This window comes from Tautonia plasticadhaerens, from assembly GCF_007752535.1.
In the GTDB taxonomy this organism is placed as follows: Bacteria; Planctomycetota; Planctomycetia; order Isosphaerales; family Isosphaeraceae; genus Tautonia; species Tautonia plasticadhaerens.
On record NZ_CP036426.1, the window covers coordinates 3,287,719 to 3,307,897 of the forward strand.

General features: G+C 70.4%; 13 protein-coding genes and 2 pseudogenes. 2 read left to right on the plus strand and 13 right to left on the minus strand.

The features are described from left to right. Positions 1 to 2: 2 nt before the first annotated feature. On the plus strand, positions 3 to 3,413 hold the full coding sequence (locus ElP_RS12915; protein ID WP_145269854.1) for an efflux RND transporter permease subunit: 3,411 nt from the start codon (positions 3 to 5) through the stop codon (positions 3,411 to 3,413). 231 nt (positions 3,414 to 3,644) lie between these two features. Here ElP_RS12915 and ElP_RS12920 read toward each other — a convergent pair whose 3' ends face one another. The 12 genes and pseudogenes from ElP_RS12920 to ElP_RS41185 all read right to left on the minus strand — a co-directional run bounded on the left by ElP_RS12920 (position 3,645) and on the right by ElP_RS41185 (position 17,626). Continuing rightward, entirely contained in the window at positions 3,645 to 4,403 is a 759-nt protein-coding gene (locus ElP_RS12920) for a bestrophin-like domain (protein ID WP_197446943.1), read from the minus strand. A gap of 162 nt (positions 4,404 to 4,565) precedes the next feature. Continuing rightward, positions 4,566 to 5,585 (minus strand): hypothetical protein, encoded by a 1,020-nt coding sequence (locus tag ElP_RS12925; RefSeq protein WP_145269858.1) that lies wholly within the window; start codon positions 5,583 to 5,585, stop codon positions 4,566 to 4,568. 19 nt (positions 5,586 to 5,604) lie between these two features. Further along, positions 5,605 to 6,939 carry a Dyp-type peroxidase gene (locus ElP_RS12930; RefSeq protein ID WP_145269860.1) on the minus strand — a complete coding sequence of 445 codons (1,335 nt, stop codon included), beginning with the start codon at positions 6,937 to 6,939 and terminating at the stop codon, positions 5,605 to 5,607. Between the two features lie 22 nt (positions 6,940 to 6,961). Continuing rightward, positions 6,962 to 7,513, minus strand: a complete 552-nt coding sequence (locus ElP_RS12935; RefSeq protein WP_145269862.1) for a hypothetical protein — start codon at positions 7,511 to 7,513, stop codon at positions 6,962 to 6,964. A 1-nt stretch (position 7,514) separates the two neighbouring features. Further along, positions 7,515 to 7,973 (minus strand): hypothetical protein, encoded by a 459-nt coding sequence (locus ElP_RS12940; protein WP_145269864.1) that lies wholly within the window; start codon positions 7,971 to 7,973, stop codon positions 7,515 to 7,517. A 238-nt stretch (positions 7,974 to 8,211) separates the two neighbouring features. Further along, entirely contained in the window at positions 8,212 to 8,802 is a 591-nt protein-coding gene (locus tag ElP_RS12945; RefSeq protein WP_197446944.1) for an HdeD family acid-resistance protein, read from the minus strand. Positions 8,803 to 9,222: 420 nt separating this feature from the next. Next, positions 9,223 to 10,260, minus strand: a complete 1,038-nt coding sequence (locus tag ElP_RS12950; RefSeq protein ID WP_145269867.1) for an alpha/beta hydrolase family esterase — start codon at positions 10,258 to 10,260, stop codon at positions 9,223 to 9,225. A gap of 247 nt (positions 10,261 to 10,507) precedes the next feature. Then, a complete protein-coding gene (locus ElP_RS12955; RefSeq protein WP_197446945.1) occupies positions 10,508 to 11,317 on the minus strand; it encodes a DUF1571 domain-containing protein in 810 nt (269 codons plus the stop codon). Between the two features lie 542 nt (positions 11,318 to 11,859). After that, complete coding sequence (locus ElP_RS12960; RefSeq protein WP_145269871.1) at positions 11,860 to 12,321, minus strand: hypothetical protein; 462 nt, start codon at positions 12,319 to 12,321, stop codon at positions 11,860 to 11,862. Positions 12,322 to 12,921: 600 nt separating this feature from the next. Continuing rightward, positions 12,922 to 13,899 carry a hypothetical protein gene (locus ElP_RS12965; protein ID WP_145269873.1) on the minus strand — a complete coding sequence of 326 codons (978 nt, stop codon included), beginning with the start codon at positions 13,897 to 13,899 and terminating at the stop codon, positions 12,922 to 12,924. A 487-nt stretch (positions 13,900 to 14,386) separates the two neighbouring features. After that, positions 14,387 to 15,550 carry an IS256 family transposase gene (locus ElP_RS12970; protein WP_197446946.1) on the minus strand — a complete coding sequence of 388 codons (1,164 nt, stop codon included), beginning with the start codon at positions 15,548 to 15,550 and terminating at the stop codon, positions 14,387 to 14,389. Between the two features lie 824 nt (positions 15,551 to 16,374). Beyond that, a pseudogene (locus tag ElP_RS41185) lies at positions 16,375 to 17,626 on the minus strand (IS3-like element ISMtsp5 family transposase). A gap of 113 nt (positions 17,627 to 17,739) precedes the next feature. Here ElP_RS41185 and ElP_RS12990 point away from each other — a divergent pair. Then, positions 17,740 to 18,589, plus strand: a pseudogene (locus tag ElP_RS12990) (ISAzo13 family transposase); the annotation flags it as partial. Positions 18,590 to 18,797: 208 nt separating this feature from the next. Here ElP_RS12990 and ElP_RS12995 read toward each other — a convergent pair. Next, positions 18,798 to 19,718: a PEP-CTERM sorting domain-containing protein gene (locus ElP_RS12995; RefSeq protein WP_145269882.1), complete on the minus strand. Its 921-nt coding sequence runs from the start codon at positions 19,716 to 19,718 to the stop codon at positions 18,798 to 18,800. Positions 19,719 to 20,179: the final 461 nt, after the last annotated feature.

Consider the following 20,179-nt stretch of genomic DNA (forward strand, 5'->3'; position numbering starts at 1 on the left):
CCATGTTCGCCGAGTTCTTCATCAAGCGCCCGATCGCCGCCGCGGTCCTGGCGATCCTCATGATCATCTTCGGCGGAGTTGGGCTGCTCGGCCTGCCGGTGGCCCAGTACCCGGAGATCACCCCGCCGACGGTCTCCGTCACCACCACCTTCCCCGGCGCCAGCGCCCAGACGGTGGCCGACACCGTCGCCTCGGAGATCGAGAAGGAGGTCAACGGCGTCGAGGACATGCTCTACATGTCGTCGTACTCCACCTCCGACGGCATGTACACCCTGAACGTCACCTTCGAGGTCGGCACCGACCTGGACAACGCCCAGGTCCTCACCCAGAACCGCGTGAGCACCGCGGAGGCGAAGCTGCCCGAGGAGGTCAAGCGCAACGGCGTCACCACCAAGAAGAAGTCGCCCTCGATCACCCTCTGCGTCAACCTCATCTCGCCCGAGGGCCGCTACGACCAGCTCTACCTGAGCAACTTCGCCACCTTGCAGGTCAAGGACGAGCTGGCCCGGCTGCCCGGCGTCGGCGACGTCAGCTTCCTGGGCGAGCGTGAGTACAGCATGCGGGTCTGGCTCGACCCCGACCGCCTGGCGGCCCTCGACCTGACGGCCTCGGACGTCGTGGCCGCGATCCGCGAGCAGAACGTCCAGGTCGCCGCCGGGCGCCTCGGCCAGCAGCCGGCCCCGGACGACGTCGGCTTCCAGTACACCCTCTCCACGCGCGGGCGGCTGCTGGAGGCCGAGGAGTTCGAGCGGATCATCGTCAAGACCGGCGCCGAGGGCCGCGTCGCCCGGCTCCGCGACGTCGCCCGCATCGAGCTAGGGGCCCGCAGCTACGACGTCAACAGCTACCTCGACGGCCAGCCCTCGGTCACCCTGGCGGTCTTCCAGCTGCCCGGCTCCAACGCCGTCGAGACGGCCGAGGGCATCTACGAGAAGATGGCCGAGCTCCAGGAGTCGGTCTTCCCGCCGGGGCTGGAGTACCGCATCGTCTACGACACGACCCAGTTCATCGAGGAGTCGGTCGCCAGCGTCGTTCACACGCTGATCGAGGCGTTCATCCTGGTGTTCCTGGTCGTGCTGGTCTTCCTCCAGAACTGGAGGGCCACGATCATCCCGATGGTCGCCGTGCCGGTCTCGCTGATCGGCACCTTCATCTTCATGGCGCTGTTCGGCTTCTCGCTGAACAACCTGTCGCTCTTCGGCCTGGTGCTGGCCATCGGCATCGTGGTCGACGACGCCATCGTGGTCGTCGAGAACGTTGAGCGCAACCTCGCCCTCGGGCTGAAGCCCCGCGAGGCGACCTCCCGCGCCATGGGCGAGGTGATCGGGCCGATCATCGCCACGACCTTCGTGATGCTCGCCGTCTTCGTCCCCGTCGCCTTCATCACCGGCATCTCGGGCCGGTTCTACCAGCAGTTCGCCCTGACGATCGCCGTCTCGACGGCGCTGTCGGCCTTCAACTCGTTGACGCTCAGCCCGGCCCTCTGCGCCATCCTGCTCAAGCCGCACGACCACTCCGGGCACGCCGCCCGGTCGTGGGCCCTGCCGCGGCTGGCCTACGTCCTCTTCTTCGGCTACCTCGCCGACATGCTCGCCAGCCCGCTTGTCCTCGAGGCGACGGGGCTCGACGGGGCGGGGGCCTGGGCCGCCCGGGGCGGGGTGGCGCTGGCCGGCGGCGTGGCGGGCTGGTTCGTCGGGGCGATCCTCGACCGGATCATCGCCGGCTTCTTCAAGGGCTTCAACGTGGTCTTCGACGCGGCGACGTCCGTCTACGGCAAGGTCGTCGGCGGCCTGATCCGCGGCTCGGCGATCGTGCTGGTCGTCTACGTCGGCCTGCTGGGGCTGACCTACCAGGGCTTCCGGGCCGTGCCGGTCGGCTTCATCCCGGCCCAGGACAAGGGCTACCTCGTCGTCAACGCCCAGCTCCCCGATGCCGCCTCGCTCGCCCGCACCGAGGCCGTCATCCGCCGCCTCTCCGAGGCGGCCCGCCAGATCCCCGGCGTGGCGCACACGATCGACAACGTCGGCTACTCGGCCCTCAACGCCACCAACGCCTCCAACGTCGGCTCGATGTTCGTCATCCTCGAGCCCTTCGAGGAGCGCGCCGGCCACCCCGAGCTGGGGGCCGACGCCGTGCTCCGCACCTTCGCCGAGCAGACGTCGGGCGACCAGGACGCGATCGTCAGCGTCTTCGGCGCCCCGCCGGTCGAGGGCCTGGGCAGCGTCGGCGGCTTCAAGCTCATGGTTCAGGACCGCGGCGACTCCGGCCCGGAGGCCATCCAGGGGGCCGTCGCCAACCTCGTCGAGGCGGGGGACGACCAGCCGATGCTCGCCGGCCTGTTCTCCAGCTACCGGGCCGACGTGCCCCAGTACTTCATCGACATCGACCGGGACATGGCCCGCTCGATGGGCGTCCCCCTGGACAACATCTTCGAGACGCTCCAGATCGAGCTCGGCTCGCTCTACGTCAACCAGTTCACCCGCTTCGGCCGCAACTGGCAGGTCAACGTCCAGGCCGACTCCGCGTACCGCTTGCGCCCCGACCAGATCGCCCAGCTCAAGACCCGGGGGGCCGACGGCAAGATGGTCCCGATCGGGACCCTGGCCGGGGTCCGGGAGATCGGCGCCCCGACGATCGTCGAGCGCTACAACATGTTCCCCGCCGCCGCCCTCAACGGCGCCCCCGCCCCCGGCGCCAGCTCCGGCCAGGCCGTCTCCACGATGGAGCAGCTCGCCGCCCGAGAGCTGCCGCGCGGGATGGGGACGCAGTGGACCGAGCTGACACTCCTGCAGAAGCTGGAGGGGAACACGGCGCTCTTCGTCTTCCCGTTCTGCGTGCTCTGCGTCTTCCTCGTGCTCGCCTTCCAGTACGAGAGCTGGAGCCTGCCGCTGGCGATAATCCTGATCGTGCCGATGTGCCTGCTCTGCGCCATCGGCGGTGTCTGGCTGATGGGGATGGACAACAACATCTTCACGCAGATCGGCCTCGTCGTGCTCGTCGCCCTGGCGAGCAAGAACGCCATCCTGATCGTCGAGTTCGCCCGCGAGCAGGAGGCGGGCGGGATGCCCCGCCGCGATGCCGCCGTGACGGCCTCGGTGCTCCGGCTGCGGCCGATCCTGATGACCTCCTTCGCCTTCATCCTCGGCGTCGTGCCGCTGGTCCGCGCCGTCGGCGCCGGGGCCGAGATGCGGCGGGCGCTGGGCCTGGCGGTCTTCTCCGGGATGCTCGGCGTCACCGCCTTCGGCGTCCTGCTTACGCCCGTCTTCTACGTCGTTATCCGGTGGCTCTCGGCCGCCCGGGGCGCGGCCGACCCGTACGAGCCGGCGCCGATCACGGCCGCCCTGCGGGACGGCGCGGAGGGCGAGCCCGTCGAAGCCGGAATCGGCAGCGACATCCATGCTCCGGCGTCATGATCCGTCCCGTCCTGGCAAGAGGATCGACTCGCCTCCCCTCGGGGCCGGAGGGCCTGGATGCGCCCGCCAGGGCGGGTTGAGGCGAGTCGGCGGGGTTGCACCCGAACCGACCCGCGGAACGACCACGCCCCGTTGAGGGGTCGTGGAGGTCCAGCCTTGCGGCTCCGCCCGCAGATCCGGGGCTCGGCGACCTGAGCCAGCTCCTGCCGCGGCCCTCATCGAACGGGACGCTCACCGCCCGATCTGCTCCAAGGCGACGCGCAGCGGCTCGCCGGAGGTGCGGATGATCCCGTCGAACGGGTGGTCCAAGTCCAGGACCAGGAACACGGCGCTGGAGACCGACAGCGCGCAGACGGCCAGGGACAGCAGCGCCGTCGCGTTGCCGGGCGCGAACAGGCCGAAGCTGGCGAGCAGGAAGGTCAGCCAGACCGCCAGGACCACCAGGAACGGCGTCGGGAGCGTGGTGCCCCGCTCCTGGGCGAACAGGAGCCAGCGCATCTGCCCGGTCTCGCCGACGAGCTTGAGGGCCTGGGCCTGGATGGCGCGCTGGACGTCGGTCCTCGGTTGGAGTGCCAGGATCCGGACGTACAGCTCATCGTAGCGGCCCTCGGCCCGGCCCCCGGCCGTCGGCCGCCCCATCGTGGGGTCGTCCTCGGGCCAGGTCCGCCGGAACACGTCGACCACCGAGGCACAGAGCAGTTCGCGGGTCGGCCGGGCCTCCTCCCCGTAGTAGGCCAGGAAGCGGTCGAGGACGATGGTATTGGCGGCGAGCTGGGCCACGCCGTGGCGCTGGGCGTCGAACGAGGCCTTGGCCGACGCGACCAGCATGCCGAGCACCAGGGCGGTCATGGTCGCGACGAGGCCCATGGCCAGCCGGACCACGTCCTTCGATTCGGCGCCGAGGTGGTGGTCCGGCAGCCGGGAGCGGAGCAGCATGCCGAGCAGGGCGCCCCCGGAGACGCAGGCGAAGACGATCCCGCTGACGGCCATCGGCCCCATAATCCTGATCCTCTCGTCGCCCGGCCGCGTCCCGGGCGAGCCGCTCGGGAGCATCGCGGCATGTCCCTGTGGCCACCCTGCCCACGGGCGGCTGCGTCGTGGGGGCGGGCCGCGCGGTCCCGGGTGTCCGGTCAAGCGATGTGGAGGACATCCTCAACGCAGCTTCGCCATGTTCCGCCAGAAATGCTCCAGGCTCTCCGTGCCCCCGAACAGGGTGGTGAAGATCGTCGAGTCGGCGAGCAGGATGTCGCCGCCGCGTGCACCGTCCGGCGACATCCAGATGAGCGAATTGAATTCTCGATTCCCCGCCGCGGTGAACGGATGCGGCCGGGACGGGTCGATCGGCTGCCTGGCCAGGACATGGATGGAATCCGCATCCTCTTGGGTCAGCGCATAGTGCGGCAGGTGCAGGTGGAAGTTGAACGTGGTCACCCCATCCAGCAGTTCCAGCGAGTCGAGATCCCTGTTGATGGTCAGGGGCGCGATCTGGTCGGTCCCCGGCACGACGGCAGGCCGGAGCCCGAACTGGTTGAGCACGGGCACGCCGAGCCCGTCCATCAGCGATCGCGTGTACTGGCCGAAGCGCTGCTGTCGCGGCACGAGCTCGTCGCCGTGATGTTTGTACTCCATCTGGCGCTGCTGCATGTCGCCGGTGAACCCGACGTCGTGGTGCGGCGCCAGGAGCAGGCACGTCCCCTCCCGACCGAGCCACGCCCGGATGGCGTCGATCTCCGCCCGATCGGCCTCCTGCTCGGAGACGAGGTGGTCCAGGCCGAAGACCATCAGCGTGTCCGTGTCCGCGAGGACGCGCTCGTCGATCGGGAGCCTGTACCCGGCCTGGTCGATGCGCTGGTAGACGGCCACCGGATGACCGGTCGCCTCTCCCACCGTTTGCTGGAAGGCGAGCGTGGAGCGGTGGAACAACTCCAGGGTCCCGGCGATCCCCTGGAGGAAATTCATCCGATCCCACTCGGGCCCCTCGAAGGCCGGCCAAGCGACCCGTCGCACCTCGGTCATGGTCGAGAAGCGGTTGTCCAGCTCGGTCGGGTCCCGGTTCGATTCCCAGGGGTAGCTCCAGGTCCAGTAGATGCTGAACCGGCGACGGCCCGGCGTGTACGGGCGCGGGACGTGGTCCTGGTTGTAGGTCCGGCCGGCCAGGCTCGTCGATCCCATTGCTGTATCCTTTTTATATTCAAATTCTCATTCTTGCCTCGGTCGGCGCCGCGAGGTGGCGGAGCGCGTTGAGGCCGGGCAGGAAGAAGTACGCCCCGCCTCGGACGGTGGTGAAGGCCGGGAGCCCCTTGATCGTCTTGCGGATCGGCCGTTTGGGGATCTTGAATTCCAGGGTGCCGTCCTGGTTGCCGATCATGGGGTCGCGCTCGTTGGCCAGCCCGTGGAAGTTCTTGTCGTTGGCCCACACGTTCTGCGCGAACTCGAACTGGCGGATCAGGCTCGCGCAGATCACGAAGGCCGCGATGCCGCGCTCCTGGCCGTCCTCCGGCGCGCCTTCCGGCAGGGGCGGCCCGTAGGTGGCCCCGCGGCGGATCATGCGGCGGCGGTTCATGTTCGCGGCCGTGTCCCGCGGGTTCATGCGGCGGATGTGCGCCCCCAGGGGCACGGCGTAGCCGTGCGGGTCCGATTCCTTGTAGTTGAAGTCGTTGTTGCGATGCGGGTCGGCCCCGAGGGCCGGGTCGTCCTCCTCCGGTGCCAGGACGAGCGGGGCGCCGCTCCGCCAGCGGCCCATGAGCTTGGCGGCGATGAGCTCCTGCTCCGCCGGGGTCTGGCCGTGCTCGCGGAGGAAGTCCCGGAACGCCCCGACGTGCTCCTCCAGGCGGCGGTAGGCCGCGTACGTGCCGTTGCGGCGGAGGATCTCGGGCTCGGGTTGGCCGGCGACGTTGCCGTCCTCGTCGGGGTAGCCGAGGATGAATTCGCCCGCCTTCAGCGGGCCGCCCGACCCGGGCGTCGGCTCGTCGCCCGAGCCCTCGATGATCGTCGGCGAGAGCCGGTCCCGGTAGCCGAAGTGGTCGTGCGCGTGGTCGAACGGCGGGGTGGCGTCGAGGTCGAGCGACGAGAGCACCTCCACCCCCTCGCATCGCGCGACGAGCCCCCGATGCTCCGACGCGCAGCGATCGCGCTCCGCGCGATCGCGGGCGAAGAGGATGGCGATGGCGTGGAGGCCCGGGCTGGCCAGGCCGCCCGCCCAGTGATTGGGGTGGTTGGCGCCCGTGTCGCCGAGGATTTCGGCGCGGACGACCATCCCCTGACGGAACTCCTCCGGGAAGGTGCCCAGCGACGCCCCGTCCACCCCCAGCGCCCGCAGGCCGTTCCAGGTGAAGCCGAGGGTCACCCAGCGGTTGTTCTCGTCCGCCGAGGCGCGCGACGCGGCGACCGATTGTACCGTCGGCAAGATGCCCGCGAGCCACTTTCGCCCGGCGGAGGGATCGCGGAAGGACAGGAACTCGTAGCGCGCCGACATCGCCGGCGCCCGGCCGAGGAGGATGTGTTGGATGTCGTCGAGTTCCAGCATGGCACGTCACCCCGAGTGCTGCTTACTGCATCTGGTCGAGCATCGTGGAGAAGGCCGCCTTGAGCCGGAGCGCCTTCTTGATCTCGTCGGCGCTCACGTAGGGATACTCGCCGTATTCGAGGAAGCTCGGGCGCTGGTGCTCCCGGACAAACTTGACGAAGGCAGCGGGGTTCGACTTCCAGTCCTCGGGGAATCCTTCGAGGTTCTCGAAGACCGTGTCGATGCCGTATTTCGAGAAGAGGGCGACGGCGTCCTCGGTGTACTTGTCGAAGTCGGTGTCGAAGATGCCCTGATACATGAAGTACGTCTCCGCACCGATGTCGAAGAGCACCCAGCGCAGGTAGTGCAGCTTGAGCATCTCGAGCGCGTCGGGCAGGCCGGCGATGGTCTCCTCGATCCGCTTCGCATACGAGCGGATGGCCTGCTCCGTGCCGGGCTTGATCCTGGCGATGATCGTGAAGCCATAGCACGCGGGGGTCTTGGGGAAGACCGGCCCGTATCGCCCCTGCTCCTGCTCGATGAATCCCCCCTCGGGAATCGCCATGGCGGCGGGCTTCGTCCAGTCGTCCTGCATGTCAGCCTTCCTGCCTTTCGTGTCGGGGGCCTTCGACCGGTGTTGCCTGGCCTCCGGGACGTCCACCGGCAGGGCCCGCGGCCGGGAGCCGCCGTGCCAGGCGGGTGACGAGGCCGCGGGCGATCGCATACGGGACGACGGCCAGGGTCGTCGCCGTGAGGAGCAACTCCAGGGTGTAGATGCCGGAATGCACGATGACCTGGTAGATCGCGTCCAGGGCGATCGCGACGAGGAAGATGTTCCGCAGATCGCCCAGCACGTCTCGAAACGATTCGCGCCGGCGGGCCGGATCCGAGACGACGGCCCACAGGAAGGGCGGCCGGCCTTCCCTCGCATCGCGCAACCCGGCACGAATCGCGAGGAAGACGGCCACGACCGGCTGCATGATCAGCCGGAACGTCATCGGCCCGCTCGAACGACCGATGAGATCGTCCCAGCCGCGACTGAGTGCCTCTTCCATGGATCCACCCCCCCCGGCTGGGCGCCCCTGGATCGGCCGGGATTTCCCCGATGGACCACGATCGCGCCGTCGCGACCGGGACTTGGAACAGGTCGAGGATGCCCACCGCCCCGGAGAGTCACTCCCGCCGAGTGTCCCACAACGCCTGCCCCCCGTCCATCAGGCGTCGGCCGGCCGTACGATCGATCGTACGGCCGGCCCCGGCTGCCTCAAGGAGATTGGCGCGAACGGAGCCGTCCTATGCGGCCGCCCTGGGGATTCGCCGCAACGCGAACCCGAGCATGAGCCACCACACCCCGCGGAACAGGATGCTGATGCCGACGAGCAGGCCGATGATCGTCAGCCCCGACGCCGGCAGCTCGCGCCAGATCAGGACGCCGAGCGCGATGTCGATCACGCCGCTGGCGAGCAGCCAGCCCCACCCCTCGACGCGGTGGGCGAGGGCCGCGACGACCCGGAAGATGCCGCCCACGAAGAGGAAGCTCGCCAGCAGGATCGTCAGGGTGATCCCCCCCCGGATGGGATTGGCGAGCAGCATCAGGCCGATGACGACGCCCAGGGTGCCCGAGAGTACGGCGAGGAAGAACCCGCTCCACTCGCGGCACCAGAAGGCGCCGACGGCCTCCGCGGCGCCCGCGACGAGGATCAGGGCCCCGAGCATGGTCACGGTCGCGAGCGTGGAGATCACCGGGAAACCGATCAGGGTCGTCCCGAGCACGATCAGCGCGACGCCCAGGGCCACCAGCCAGGCCCACTTGCCCCGGATCGCCTGGAGTTCGTGGCGGATCGCCGTACGCAGCGGCATCTCGCGGAGGACGGTCGTGTTCATCGTCGCGCTCCTGGGCCTCGGACGTGGAAAGGTGCCGCCTGCACCGGGCAGGCCGCCGGCTTCCCATGGACATGGGGTTGGAGTTGCATCGGGGCATGACAACGGGCCGGGATGAGGCCGGCGGCCCCGCTCGCCGCGGTTCGCTGCCATGCCCGGAGGTCATTGGGCCCGGCCGGCTCCCGCACGCCCCTCGACGGCGTCATCCACCGCGGGGGCACGCACGGCGGGGCCAGCTCGACCAAGCCCGCGTTCTAGCCTCGAGGACCCGGATGGATGGTTCAAATAGATAGGTGGGTTATTCAATTGTCAATACTGCGGTCCCTAGAATCGCGGAGAATGCAGGCCCGTCGTCGCAAGGAGCAATGAATGCGCCCCCGTCGGCCGGGGTCCGGTCCCGCGACCAGGCGGCCCGGGGTCCGATCAGCGGGGTGCGGCCGCGACGACGCCGCCGGTCGGGGTGAAGCTCCGTGGCGGGCAGGAGGCGAAAAACTCCCAAATGGCGCGGGAGCCGTCGTAGTCCTGGCTCGTCTTGCCGACCGCCCACTCGGGGTGGCTGCGCCGGTGGCCGGGCAGGCCGTGGCCGCCGCCATGGACCAGGTCGACGACGACGCGGGGGCCCTCCGCGCCGGGCGGGTAGGCCCGCCGCTCGGTGGTCGTGCCGTCCCGGGCGGTGTCCTCCAGCATGCACACCTCGGGCCGGCCCTCGATGCCCGTCGCGGACAGGTACTTCGCCAGCGTCTCTTCGAGCGAGCTGATCCGGCCGCGCACCTGCAGGCCGGCCGGGTAGACCAGGCCGCCCTGGATCGGGACGATCGGGTCGGCGTCGCCCTGGATGGTGAAGAAGGAGACGGGGCGCCCGAGCCGGAACTCGTCGAAGTACGGCAAGGCGACCGGGCCGGCGACGGGGGCGACCGCCGCGATCAGGTCGGGGGCCTCGGCGGCGAGGCGGTGGCAGAACATGCCGCCGCAGGACATGCCCGTGGCGAAGACGCGCCCGCGGTCGACCGGGTGGAGGGAGTCGACCTCGTCGACCACGGCGCGGACGAAGACGACGTCGTCGGGGACCGGCGCGGGCTCGGCCGGCCGGCGGGAGGCGAGGCGGTTGGCCAGGCTGAGGGCGAGGCCGACGCCGCCGGAGGGGGGCCGGGGGAGCTCGCGGCCGTCGTCCCACATCGCCGCCAGCCCTTCGGGGTAGGCAACGAGGAAGCCGGCCTCATCGGCGAGCCGGTTCATGCCGAAGTACGCCTCGGTCCGCCGGCCGTCCCCCCCCTCGCCGTGGAAGACGAGGACCAGGGGGCGCGGGCCGGCGGGTGCCGCGGTCGGCGCGTAGAGCAGGTAGCTCCGGTCGAGCCCCTGGACCTCGATCCGCCGCTCGGTCGCCATCGGGGCGGCGGTCTCGGCCGTCGCGCCGTCGGCGAGGATGAGGTGGGTCAGGAGCAGGAGGGGGCAGGTGAACATGGCAGGACCCTCATGAGGTGTGGGTGCAGGAAGTACGGATCCCCCGCAAGCCGGCGGGATGGGCCGCCGGTGCCCGGGACGAGCCAGGTCCTCCATGTCGGACCAGTCGAGCGAGCGCGTGGATCGAGGGGACGTTGAGCGGCCGGCCTGGGGATTCGCCTCGACGCGAACCCGAACGCCTCGGACGATTTGATGCAAGTTCTACTGCATTCCTGACACCGTGCTACGGCCGAACACGCCGGTCGGTTCATCGGAAGTCGTAGGCGGGGTTGGTCGCGTCGAAGTCGCGGTCGCTCGGGACGGCGGAGGGGTCGAACTCGACGACGACGAAGCGTCCGCCCAGGAGAGGCTCGCCGGGCCCTGGCGCCTCGGGCCAGTCGGAGAAGGTCATCTCGCGGAGCAGGAACGTGCCGGGGTCATAGAGCACCTCGACGCGGGAAAAGGGCCGGCCGGGGGCCGGCGCGTCGTAGCGGAGTCGGGAACGATACCGCGTGTGCCCCTCGGGATCGACGAGGCGGTCGAGCACGATCGAGGCGCCCGGCTCGCCCAGGTCGCGTCGGCAGTCGTCACGAAGCATGCGGGCGGCCGACAGCAGGCCGGCCTCGGTGATGGGGAAGCGGCTCTGGGACATCGCCAGGGGGGAGCGGGGGCTGAGTTCCAGGACCGGCAAGAGCCGGCCGGCGAGCCCGCCGGAGTGGTGGATGAGCTTGCCGTCCCGCAGGCCCTCGACGAAGATGACCTCGAACCCGTCCTGCACGCCGATGTTCCTCACGTAGATCGACGCCGGCCGGTGCCGCACCTTCATCCGCAGGGTCTGCTCTGCGAGCAACCGGCCGCCGACCCGCTCCTGGCGGCGGATCACGGCCGAGTAGCCGTCGTGACGTTCGAGCCGCTCGACCAGGCCGGCCAGGGCGTCGAGGAGCAGCCGCTTGGCCTCGGGCCCCTCCAGCCGGTCCGAAGGCCAGTCCGGCGGCGGGGCCGTCCGCCGAGTCGCCGCCGCCTCCGGCGCCGCCTCCAGGCTCGCGGGAGAGGGCAAGGGGGCGACCGGCGCCGACACCAACCAGCTCAGCCCGAGCCCAAGGACCACGGGGCCGGGGACCAGGAGAGCGATGGGCTTCCATCGCCTCGCGAGACGGCTTGACGGACGACGATGGAACCTCACGGGTCGCGTCTCGATGGGTCCAGGATGAGAGATCAGCAGGCGATTCTACCACACTTCTGGATTACAGATAATTGTGCATTGGGGGTTTATTTGGATCACGGTGCCGATGCGCATTGACTCCTCAAGTAGAGCCAGGAGTCTGCCGCGACCGCTCGCCGCATCGCCGGGATGAAGCAGCACCGCGACGCCTGGTTCCGCTTCGATGAAGGGGGCGACGCCCACCACACGCCCGCCCGTGCGGCCTGAGCGGAGGGCCGGGGCGCCACCGCGGTGACGCCCGGCCGCAGCCGCCGGCGTGCGAGCGCCCTCGCCGGCCGCCGGCGGCGCGGGGACCGGGCGCGGCGACCATCAACTGTCCGCCGCCGACATCGCCCCGGGTGGGCCCGTCGGCCCAGGCCGGGGCGCCCCCGCGGGGGGATCGGAGGACCGGGGGACGGTCAACGCCCCGGGCCGAAGCCGCCGAAGCCCAGGCCGGGCCGGACGCCCAGCCCGGACGCCGGCCCGCCGAGGCCGCCCGGATTGCCGCCCATGCCCAGGCCCGGTGCGCCGAAGCCCAGGCCGGGCCGGACGCCCAGCCCGGAGTACGGCCCGCCGAGGCCGCCCGGGTTGTAGCCGTATCCGTACCCGCCGGGATAGCCGGCCGTGCCGCCGGCATACCCGGCCGTGCCGCCTGCGTACCCGCCGTAGTCGTATCCCCCGCCGGCCATGGCGTAGCCGCCCCCGGCGTCGTAGTAGCCCGTGGTGCCCGCGTAGGTGTACCCCGCGGAGCTATACCCCGCGTAGCAGGTCGTGGCGGTCGCGCGGGCCCGACGCCGATGGCACGCGTCGGACGTCGTCGCCAGCGCGACGATCAAGGTCGGGGCAATCAGGAGGCTCCACCTCAAGGTGCGCGTCATCATCGATTCTCCCACGGGGCCCGCGGCAATCACGAAGGTACTCGCACGATCGCGGTGCCACGCGACGTCGCATCGGTCCCGCACGGGCCACCATAATGTGCCCAATCCCTAGAATCTAGATATCCCCGGCAAATTGCCACGCCAGCGGAGCGATATCATGCGATCGTGCTTGCTCTTTTGCCCTGGCGCCTTCGCCGACGAGCGTCGCGGCCGGCAGTCGGCTCGGGAGGGTCGACGGTCGAACATCCTGCCATCGTCGGTGGCCTCCGGTCCCGAGGCCCGCCCGCCCCGCACGATGACGCACCGCCCGGGAGGCGTTGGTTGCCCCCGGGGCGGGGCCGGTCGACCCGGGGTATGACGCGCTTCCCGGTATCGAGCCGGCCTCGGGCGATTCGCCCCCCGCCGCCGACGCGACGGCGACGGGCGCCGGAGATTAGGGGTCGCGCAAGAATAACCTGGTGAAATTCCGGGGGTGGGTGGCCGGGGTCTCGTCCGCGAGACCCCGGCCGGGAGGCCATCGCACCGGGGTCGCGCGGACGAGACCCCGGCCACCCCGGCACGTGCCCCTCCGGATCTCTGACCAGGTTATCCTTGCGCGACTCCTTAGTACGCCTTCACGATGGCCGTCGACATCTGGTAGTCGTAGGGCTTGTCGCCCGTCAGCGGGAACTCCCAGTAGTGCAGGAACCAGAAGTTGTTCGCGATGTGGAACCGCGTGCCGGGGCCGACCCCGACGTAGGTGGGGAGGTTGTCATCCTCGAGGGGGACGATGAGGTTGCAGTTGGCATAGAGCACGAGGTCGCCGAACGGCACGTCGTGGGGCGTGAAGTAGCGGCCGAGCGCCAGGGCGGCGTTGTAACTCGTCTGGGAGGTCGACTCGCCGAACACCAGTCCCCCCCCGGGCTCGATCACGGGGTCCGGCCGCTGGTCGTTCTTGTTCAGCGGGACGTTGATGCCCGTCCCGCCGCGGAACACCCACGCGCCGCCGCCCGGGTTGCTCCAGAACGAGTAGCGGGGGAAGATGGTCATGAGATCCCCCCCCGTCTCGGTCTGGCCCGTCGGCACGATCGCACCCAGGGTGAACAACTGCGTGAACGACTCCGTCTCGGAGAGCAGGAACGACCCGGCGATGGAGATGTCGCCGAAGTCCGAGCGGTAGCCTCGGGTCGGGTCCTCGGTCCCGTTGGCGGTGACGAACGGCACGTTGAGGAACAGCTCGAACCGGCGGCTGAAGGGGATGAAGATGGCGGCGTCCCCCCGGTAGCCATTCCCGCCGTACGGCCGGTTGAGGTTGTTCTGGTAGATCATGTCCACGAGCCAGAGCCGGTAGAAGACGCCCTCGAACGCCCCCAACCAGCCGTGGCGCGGCGTCAGGCCGGATCGCCCGGCGGGGCCGCCGGCCCAGGGCTCGAGCCAGCCCTCGCTGAAGAAGTTGCCGAGCGAGAGCGGCCGCCATTTGCCCGGGGCGGAGGCGTCGCCGAAGATCGACTCGGCGATCGTCTCGAGGACCCCCATCTCGACCCGGGGCATCGGGGGCGCCGCGCCGTAGCCGGGGGGATACGCGGGCCCGGGTGCGGTCACCGGGCCGGTCATCACCATCGGCGCCGGAAGGCCGTCGTAGAGGTCGGAGAGGCCCGGCGCCGGCATCCCGGCCGGCGGCAAGGGGGGTGGCGGGGCTTGCGCCCGGGCAACGCCCGCGGACGTCAGGAGAGAGACGGTGAGGGCGGCTGCGAACCGGCCTCTCAGCCGAAGGGGGCGGCATCCTGCCATCGGTCCACCTTCAGGAATTTGGAATTGTTGGCATCCCCGTCCATCCTTGAGGATGCCCGAATGTCGGCCAACGCCCGGCTTCCATCGCCGAGGGTCGTGGGCAGCCCCGGGACGCCTCTTCAACTTTATCGGCCTGAGACGAGCCCCGAATTGGTTCAAGGCGGCGGGATCGCGACCTGTTCATCGGCACAACCGGAACTGGTCCCAGCTCGACGCCGATCGGCCCCACGCTCCCCCGCCACCACCTCGAGATCGTGCAACCCCCTTTCTGTAAATTCCCGGCCTGAAGGCGGACAGGTCACCCCGGTCCCGTCGCCAAACGTCTCCGCCCTGTCTCCCAGCCCTCGCTGACCCCCATCAACACCGCACTGACCAGCCGCAGGACTGATCCCTCGTTCGGGGTCAACCCCGCCACCTGCGTCCGCCGGCTCACCTCCTCGTTCAGCCGCTCCGGCATGTCGCTCGTCCGCAGCCGCCGCCGGCGGCCCGGCGGCAGCGTGAAGATGGTCAGCCCCTCCGGCACGTCCTGCTCCAGCCACTCGGCCGGCTTCGGGGCCACGGCCCGGCACCTCCTCGCCGCCAGGCCCAGTCGCCGCTCGGCCTCGCCGCGATCCGGGGCGTCGAAGACCGCCCGCGGGCCGGCGGCGACCTCCGGCGGCAGCGACGGCCTCGGCACGTAGGCCGGGGCGTCCTCCGCCGGGGGGGACTGGCCCCGCCGCCGCGGCACGCCGGTCAGCCGGGCGGCCAGGGCCTGCTCCCGGCCGGCGTGGGCGTCGCCGGCGGGCATCTCGACCCCGTGCGGCCCACGGGCCTGCAGCGAGGCCGGGAAGCCCCGCCAGTGGACCTCCGCCTCCGCCATCGAGACGCCGACCCCGGGGATCGACCGCCGGCCCCCGGGATCGATGCCGATGGCCGTCAGCACCGCACACGAGACGATCGAGCCGCCGAGGCGGACCTCCTCGCCGCGGGCATCCGGGATCGGGTACGGCGCCTCCCCCGGCGGGCGGCCCCGCCACCCCTCCGGTCCCTCGTCGAGGGCCCCGGCGGCCCGGCTGACCTGACTGCCGGTGACCTCCGACCCGCGGGGCCGCTCGGCGATGGCGGCCCCCTTGCCGGTCGAGACGCCCGGCCCGTCCCTCTCGGCGACGGCCGGCTTCGACGCCCGCTCGCTGCGGACGCCCCTCTCCAACGCCGAGGCATAGGAGTCGAGGCCTCGGGCCTGCGGCACCCGGACGGCGATCGGCCCCATCGGGGTGTGCCGCGTCTCGGGCTTGGAGCCGTTGGCGGAGCCCTTGCGTGCCTCGGATCGCCGGTGGGGGGCGGCCCCGAGGGCCTGGGTCCGTTCCCGCTCCATGAGCTCGTCGCGCAGGACGCCGATGGCCTGGGCCAGGCCGTCGGAGCCATGCTCGGCCAGCAGTTCCATGACCTCGTCGATGGCGGCAGGTTGATCCTGGTGGGTCATCGGCGGCGGTCTCCCTGGGGTCGGTCGGCACTTTCCGGGGGGACCGGCGGTGACCCGCCGCTTCAAGCCGAGCCCTCGCCCAGGCGGGCGGGGAATTTCCAGAAACCAGGATGCACTATCCGCTTCGACCTGGCCGAAGTGCTGGCCGTCCTGGATGCCGAAGGGCCTGCTCCTCTCTCCAAGGCCAGTGGCCGGGGGGACGAGTGATGTCGATCCAGATCCCACCAGAGGCTCGCCAGAAAATCGGAGAGGTCCCGGTCGAACGACTGGCCCTTCGCCTCGATGAAGTCGCTGCCGCCCTCGGCCTGAGCCGCCGCGTCCTCGAACGCGAGCGCTCCGCCCGCCGATTCCCGAACCCTGATCGCGTCGTCGGCAAGATGCCCTTGTGGGCGCCCGAGACGATCCGCCGGTGGGTCGCGGGAGGGGACGGCGAATGACGACCCTCCCGCCCCGCCACGCCTGGACCCTGGCCCGCCTCCTCGGTGGACAGGCCGTCAACGGGGAGGCCGACGAGCTTCCCCCGGCCCTCCGCCTCGTCGCCAACCATCTGGCCGCGATGGAACCCGAGGCGCGACTGGCCGCCTGGCCGATCATTCAAGCAACCCACCCCGATGGGGAGGCGCTTGCCCTGGCCCTCGCCAGGGTCAATCCCGCTGGACTGCCGCCCGAGGACGAAGCCCAATCGCGAATCCCCGCCACGATCGAAGACCTTTGGAAGCTGATGGCAGAGACCTCGTGGCAGTGGGAACCCTGGATCCCGTCGTCCAGGCTGTTCGGAGTCGCCTGTATCGCCCTGAGTTCTCTGGACGGGGACTTGAGGCTACTCACGCCGCTGTCGGGACGCCACCGTTCCGGTCTCGTCGGACCTGGCTCGGCGGCCTGTGGCCGTGGCGACCGATCTGCCATCGCTCGTCGTACGTCCGCTCGAACTCGCCCAACGCCTCGACCAACTCGGCCACCGGGGCGAACGTCCGGACCCAGAGCAGCTGCCCCTTGGGCGTGCGGATGAACCGCTCGGCGCGGCCGTCCCCCCCCGGCTCCCGCACGAAGCCCGGCGCGCTGGCCATCCCCAGCAAGGCCGGCTCCCGCCGGAAGTCGTCGCCGAGGTAGTCGCTCCCGTGGTCGTGGCGGGTGGTCAGCCCACGGGCGAACCGGCCTCGAACCGGCCGAAGTGCTCCCGCACGCCCTGCCGCAAGGGCTCCAACGCCTCGAACCGGTTGCTGCCCTTGGCCACGTGCAGGCCGACGCATTCGCAGGTGCGGTGGTCCACCGCCACGAAGACGTGCACCGCGCCCTCGCCGGTGGTGACGGTCGTGGTCCTGTCGGTGCCCCACAGCGCGTCCGGCTCCTCGGCCGTGATCGTGCCGTCGTGGGCCTTCGGGCCGCGGGCGTGGCCGCCCCGGCGGGGGGCCCGGAGGTGGTGCCCCCGCATCGGCCGCCGCACCCGCCCGGACGCCGCGCGGATGCCCTGAGGCCGCAGGCGGGCCCAGGCCTTGCGGTAGCCCTCGCCGGTGAACGGGCTCTCGGCCGGCACCCGGCGGACGTGGACCACCAGCCCCTCGTCGGTGGCCGCCCCGGCCGGCCCCCGCTTCCCGGGGGCCGGCCGCTGCTCCGGCGGGACGGCCTCCCGGGCCTTGAGGTCGTCGGCCGTCGCGCGGGCCAGGCCGAAGATGCGGCAGGCCCGCTGCATGCCGTACCGCTTGCCGGTCGAGGGGGAGGCGGACCGGCTCAGGTGCTCCGCCTCCCCGACGCGAAAGGGCGGCCGCCCTCCAGGTGCCGGCACCTCATGCCGAGCGGCTGGCGATCCATCGTCAGCTGGCCGCCCTCGGCCTGGAGCCGGGCGACCAGCTCGTCCCGGCCGTCGGCCGGCCGGCCCTTGAGGGCCGCCGTGCCGCCGTCGAGGAAGCCGTCCCGCCAGGAGGAGAGGGTGGCGGCGGTGACGCCCAGCTCCCGGGAGAGGGTGTCGAGGTCCTCGCCCCGCAGCAGGCGGACGACGGCCTCGGCCTTCCGCCTGGCGGGGAAGCGGCCCCGATCGGGCGACTCAGGTGTGCTGCGATTCTGGGTCACCTCGGGCATTCCTTGCTGGGCCATTATGGCCCATGAGAGTGCCCTGAGAAAATCTCAGGCGAAGGAGTTGACCTATCGGCATGGTCGACGCAACCCCTGTGGACAGCATCCGGCGGTAGTATCTGGACCTCACGCCGCTCCTGAACGAACGGCTCCGGCGGCCCTGGGCCGCCGCCGAGGCCAGGGAGATCGGCTGGGGTGGCGTGACCGCCGTCGCCCTCGCCACCGTGCCCTCGCAGACGACCATCGCCGTCGGGCTCCGGGAGCTACAGCAGCCGCCCCTCAAGCCCGATCACGACCCGCCCATCGATCGGGTCCGCAGGCCGGGCGGTGGGCGCAAGCCCGTCACCTCGCACGACCCGTCGCTCCTGGCCGACCTGGGGGAGTTGGTCGATCCCGTGACCCGAGGCGACCCGCAGTCGCCCCCGCGCTGGACCTGCAAGGGCACCCGCAAGCACGCCGAGGCCCTCGGGCAACAGGGCCATGCCGTCGGCTCTCGCACGGTGGCCGCCCTGCTCTGGGAGTTGGGCTACAGCCTCCAGTCCAACCGCAAGACGAGGGAGGGGGCCTCGCACCCCGACCGCAACGCCCGGTTCCAGTACATCAGCGATCAGGTCCGCCTCTTCCAGCGTCGGGGCCAGCCGGTCGTCTCGGTGGATACCAATGAAGGAGGAACTGGTCGGCGACTTCAGGAACGCCGGGCGGGAGTACCAACCGAAGGGGCATCCCGAGGGGGTGCGGGTCTACGACTTCCCGGACGAGGAACTGGGCAAGGCGATCCCCTACGGGGTCTACGACCTGACGGCCGACCGGGAGTGGGTCAGCATCGGGATCAACCACGACACGCCCCGGCTCGCCGCCGAGTCGCTGCGGCGATGGTGGGTCAATATGGGCTCGCAGGTCTATCCCGAGGCGAGGGAGTTGCTGGTGACTGCCGATTCCGGCGGGAGCGACGGCGTCCGGGTGCGGTTGTCCGATCCCTTCGCGGCCACCCATGTCGATCCACGGACGTAGACCGAAAGACCAGGGCGATGGCTGTCGCCTGGCGGAGGAGTGATCGGTGACGTGAACCAGGTCTCGGATGTGGGAAGACTCCGAGACGGACGGGCGAAAACGAAACCGGGACGCCCGAAGGCGTCCCGGCGTGATGGTCGAGCGTGAGAGAGCGGGTATCAGCCGCTCAAGCCACCTTCGAGCGGCGGCTGCGGATGCGGTATCCCACCATCCCGACGAGGCCGACGGAGAGCAACAGGGAGCTCGTCGGCTCGGGGATGACGGCGAACGACGCGGTCGCGTCCGCCTGGAAGAGGAAGTTCGGGCCGGTGAGGCCGTTGACCGCGCCGAGCGACGCGAGCGTCGCCGCGGGCGTGCCGTCGAACATCATCGCCGCCGGGTCGACCTGGCTGAAGGGGACGACGTTCGAGGTGTTGAAGTTGAAGCTGAAGGTCGAGAGATCGGTCAGGAAGAAGTTCGAGTCCTGGAACTCGGTGTCCACGGTGATCAGCGTGCCGCCGGCACCGGTGACCGAGTTGAGGTTGCTGTACTGGTTGCCGTTGGGCGACTGGTCGAGGGCGACGGGGTTGGTCGAGATGACCGCGAAGCCTCCGCCGCCGTCCTGGTTGATGGTCCCCCGATAGATCAGGGTGCCGTCGTTGAAGCCCGTCCCGGCCAGATCGTTGGCGTTATTGCCCGGATCGAAGTAGATCTCGATGAAGCTACCCGTCTGGTCGGTATTCGTGCTGAACGAGGCGGCCGTCGAGGTCCCCGAGGCGATCTCGTTGAACCTCGCGACGATCGTCAGCTCGCCGGCCGTGTCCACGCCCGGAACGACCAGGGTGTTGTTGTTGGCATCCCGCAGGGCAGCGACCTTGGCCTGGTAGAGGAGCTCGAACGGCGTGTCGAAGATGACGCTACCATTGGCGATGGCGTTCACAGCCAGGGCGTTGCCTGGTGCTTGGTCGAACTGGCCGACGGCGAGGCTGGTCGCCCCGGCGGTCCCGTTCGGGTCGAAGTTGATGATCGAAGCGGCTTGAGAGGCCGAATTGCCGACCATGGCCAAGACGATAAACGTCAGGCCGGAGACGAGCGACATTCTTGACATGCGACTTCCTCGATAAGACGTCCTGTGTGAACCGTCGCAGAACACTTTAATCCCCTGTGACTCGCTCGCACATTGCAGGGCCAACTCTCCCCGAACGCGCTGCGACACTCAATGGGTGTTCGGAAAAATCGACATCGGGGAACGTGGGAATACACCACGCGACGCTCCACGCCGCCGTGAACCCACGCTCGGGTACAATCCCCGGGGCGCAGGTTGTCCCCCGCGGACGGCGAAGTTGAGCAATTCCGGCGCCAGTGCCCCGACTTCGCGCCCGAAACGAGGTTATGGATGGGATCATTCGCCATTTGACCCGTGCGTGGAACCACGATCGAGGATGTCGTTTGGGGTGCGATTCGGCTTAAGTAATTCCGGTCCAAGATGTTGCGCTGCGACGTCCTGCAATTGGCCCCGAGGGTCGCCCGACTCGATTGAGCCTGGATCTCCGCCGACCCCGGTGTCGA